The following is a 3,625-nucleotide window of genomic DNA, read 5'->3' as shown; positions in this document are numbered from 1 at the left end:
CGGCGGATGATGACCCGAGCTCTCCCACGGGCTTGCAAGCCCAAAGGTCATGCGGTCTCTCATCCGCCACCGCGACACGCACTACAGCGCCAAACGCGGGCCAAGGGAAGTTACAAAGGTGCCGGCAGGCGGATGAGGGGGATGCCGAAGGCGGGAACGCACGGTCTTCCGCCGCCTCGCCGCCTCATCCGACCTTTCGGGCCACCGTCTCCCCACCGGGGAGACGGGGAGGATGGCAACCGCGAGGCCCGGCGAAACCGCGCGTCCTGCAAGGAAGGATATCCCGATGACCGACACCCGATCCCTGCGCGCCCGGCGCGAAAGGCTGCTCGGCCGCAACATGTCGCTCTTCTACGAGGACCCGGTCCATCTGGTGAAGGGCGAGGGCGTGTGGCTGTGGGATGCGGACGGGCGAAAATATCTCGATTGCTACAACAACGTGCCGCATGTCGGCCATTGCCATCCGCGCGTGGTGGAGGCGATCTGCCGGCAGGCCTCCACGCTCAACACCCATACGCGCTACCTGCACGAAGGCATCCTCGACTATGTCGAGCGCCTGACCGCCACCTTCGACCGGAGCCTTGACACCGCGATCCTCACCTGCACCGGCAGCGAGGCGAACGACGTGGCGCTGCGCATGGCCGAGGCCGTGACCGGCCGCACGGGCGTCATCGCCACCGACTTCACCTATCACGGCAACACGGCGGCGGTCTCGCAGCTTTCCACCCGCATGCCGCCCGTCGGCGGCTATGGCGGGCATGTGCGCCATGTCCCGGCGCCCGATGCCTACCGGCCGCTCGGCGGGGAGGGCGGCCAGGCCTTCGCAACGGCCTTCGCGGCGGAGGTCGAGGAGGCCATCGCCTCATTGGCCGAAAGCCCCTTCGGCTTTTCCGCGCTGATCGTCGATCCCTTCTTCGCCAACGAGGGCTTCCCGGACCTGCCGGAAGATTTCCTCGCGCCCGCCGTCGCCGCGGTGAGGAAGGCCGGCGGCCTCGTCATCTGCGACGAGGTGCAGCCCGGCTTCGGCCGCACCGGCACCCATATGTGGGGCCACCAGAAGGCGGGCATCGTCCCCGACATCGTCACCCTCGGCAAGCCGATGGGCAACGGCCATCCGGTGGGCGGCGTCGTCGCCGGGGCCGGGACGCTGAACGCCTTCCGCAAGGCCTTCCGCTACTTCAACACCTTCGGCGGCAACCCGGTCTCCTGCGCGGCGGCGATGGCGGTGCTCGACGTGCTGGAGGAGGAGAAGCTGCAGGAAAACGCACTCGCGGTCGGCGCCCATGCCCGAAAGGGCCTGCGCAGGCTCGGCGAGAAGCACGCGGTGATCGGCAATGTGCGCGGCAGCGGCCTGTTCTTCGGCGCCGAGCTGGTGCTGGACCGGGCGGAAAAGACCCCCGCCCCCGACATCGCGACGCGCGTCATCAACGCCATGCGCGCGCGCGGCGTGCTGATGGGCAAGCTCGGCATCCACCAGAACGCCACCAAGATCCGCCCGCCCATGCCTTTTTCCAGGGAGAATGCCGACCTGATGCTCTCCACCCTCGACGACGTGCTGGGCGGGCTTTGAGCCGATGGACGGCATCGCCGAGACCCTGACGGCGCGCGCGATGGCCGCCATCGCCCACTGGGACCTGCCGGAACAGGTGCCCGACCTCATCAAGTACCGCGAGAACGCGGTCTTCCAGGTCCGGCTCGCCTGGGGCGAGCGCGCCGCGCTGCGGCTGCACCGGCCGGCCTATCATTCGCCGGCCGCGCTCGCCTCCGAGCTCGCCTTCATGGCGCATCTGCGCGACCGCGGCCTTGCCGTGCCGCAGCCGATCCCGGCGGCGAACGGCGCGCTGCTGGTGGCCTTCGGCGAGGGGCCCTTTTATGCGGACCTCATCGGCTGGGTGGAGGGCGAGCCGCTCGGCGAGACGGGCGTGCCGCTCGCAAGGGCGGGCCGGGACCTGCCCGCCATCTTCCGTGCCGTCGGACGCGAGACCGCGCTGCTGCACGGCGCCGCCGATGCCTTCCGCCAGCCGGCCGGCTTCGAGCGTCCCGCCTGGGATGCCGAGGGCCTTCTCGGCGAGGCCCCGTTCTGGGGCCGCTTCTGGGATTGCGCCGCCCTCCCGCCCGAGGACAGGGCCGACCTCACGGCGCTGCGCGCTGCGCTGACGGCCCGGCTGGCGGCGATCGCGCCCGGCCTCGACCACGGCCTGATCCATGCCGACATCGTGCGCGAGAACATCTTCGTGCGCAAAGGCAGGGTCGCCTTCATCGATTTCGACGATTGCGGCTTCGGCTTCCGCCTGTTCGACCTTGCGACGACGCTGCTGCGCAACCGCCGCGAGCCCGACTATCCCGTCCTCCGCGATGCGCTGCTGGACGGCTATGCCGCCGTGCGGCCGCAGGCGAGGGCAGCTTTCCAACATCTGCCGCTTTTCCTCCTGCTGCGCGCGCTCACCTATATCGGCTGGGCGGCGGCGCGGCCCGACCTGCCGGACAACGCCGCCCGCCTGCGGCGCTACGTGGCGGAGGTGCGCGCGCTTGCCGGCGAGGGGGCGGGTTGAGTTCGCGGGGCGAAGCATATAGCTAGGCATTTGCGCTTTTCCCCGAATCGCAAAAACGTCTAACTCTCTGTTTCTCCGCATTTCCTTGCGCAAACCGCTTCGCACCTTTGCCGGAAATGCTCCAGCCGCGGGCGGCATTTCCGCCGTCCCTGAACCCGGCCTCCGGCAGGACGCGAAATCCGATGTTACGAAGCCTCTATGCCTGGACCCTCTCGCTCGCCGCACGCAAGGCGGCCGCGGCCTGGCTCGCGCTGATCGCCTTCGTCGAAAGCTCGGTCTTCCTCGTGCCGGCCGATGTGCTGTTCCTGCCGATGGCGCTTGCACGGCCGGAAAAGGCCTATCGCTACGCGCTCATTGCCACCGCCGCGTCGGTGGCGGGCGGCATCGCCGGCTGGCTGCTGGGCTATTATGCCTATGAGAGCCTGGCAAAGCCGATCCTGGAATTCTACGGCAAGCTGGATACGTTCGAACGGCTGAAATCCCACGTCACGGAGGAACAGCTCGGCCTCCTCCTCGTCACCTCGGGCCTTGCGCACCTGCCGCCCATCAAGGTGGTGACGATCCTGGCGGGCGTCGTGCGCGTGAACCTCTGGCATTTCGTCCTGTCGGCGATCGTCGCCCGCGGCCTGCGCTTCTACCTGCTCGCCTTCCTCCTGCGCCGCTACGGCGAACCGATCCAGGCCTTCGTCGAAAAACGCCTCGGCCTCATCCTCGCCGCCGTGGCCATAGGCCTCGTCGCGCTTTACATGGCCTACCGCCTGATAGCCGGCTGAGACGGCAACCCGCTTGGACCGCAGGCGCTGGAGGTGGTCGCTGTGTTGTAGAACGGTGCAATCGATGTGATGAGCAGCCTAACATGCTGAATATATTGCATATTTTATATGATGCTCACTTGCCCGCAGGCTTTACATCGGTTCCATAATGAAACTTATGCGATTTTCGCACCACTAGGGGGTGGGTTCAAGGATGAAGTGCGACTTGCGAATGATGCCAATGGTTTATCAGTCGCAAGGACGCTGCAATGAAACACACCTACTCCCACCTGGACCTGAATGAACGCCGCAGGATAGCGC

Annotated in this window: 3 protein-coding genes; all 3 read left to right on the top strand. The window is 67.4% G+C overall.

Annotation, left to right across the window (positions count from 1 at the left end; genetic code table 11):
* Positions 1–286 precede the first annotated feature (286 nt).
* The 3 genes from L0976_RS28460 to L0976_RS28450 all read left to right on the top strand — a co-directional run bounded on the left by L0976_RS28460 (position 287) and on the right by L0976_RS28450 (position 3,325).
* Positions 287–1,570: an aspartate aminotransferase family protein gene (locus L0976_RS28460; protein WP_234190750.1), complete on the top strand. Its 1,284-nt coding sequence runs from the start codon at positions 287–289 to the stop codon at positions 1,568–1,570.
* A gap of 4 nt (positions 1,571–1,574) precedes the next feature.
* Positions 1,575–2,552 carry a phosphotransferase enzyme family protein gene (locus L0976_RS28455; protein ID WP_234190741.1) on the top strand — a complete coding sequence of 326 codons (978 nt, stop codon included), beginning with the start codon at positions 1,575–1,577 and terminating at the stop codon, positions 2,550–2,552.
* A gap of 182 nt (positions 2,553–2,734) precedes the next feature.
* Complete coding sequence (locus L0976_RS28450; RefSeq protein ID WP_234190739.1) at positions 2,735–3,325, top strand: YqaA family protein; 591 nt, start codon at positions 2,735–2,737, stop codon at positions 3,323–3,325.
* The last annotated feature ends 300 nt before the right edge of the window (positions 3,326–3,625 follow it).

The organism is Shinella sp. NM-101, from assembly GCF_021401195.1.
Lineage (GTDB): Bacteria > Pseudomonadota > Alphaproteobacteria > Rhizobiales > Rhizobiaceae > Shinella.
The sequence above is the reverse complement of the archived record's forward strand: the minus strand, read 5'-3'. Positions and strand labels throughout refer to the sequence as shown.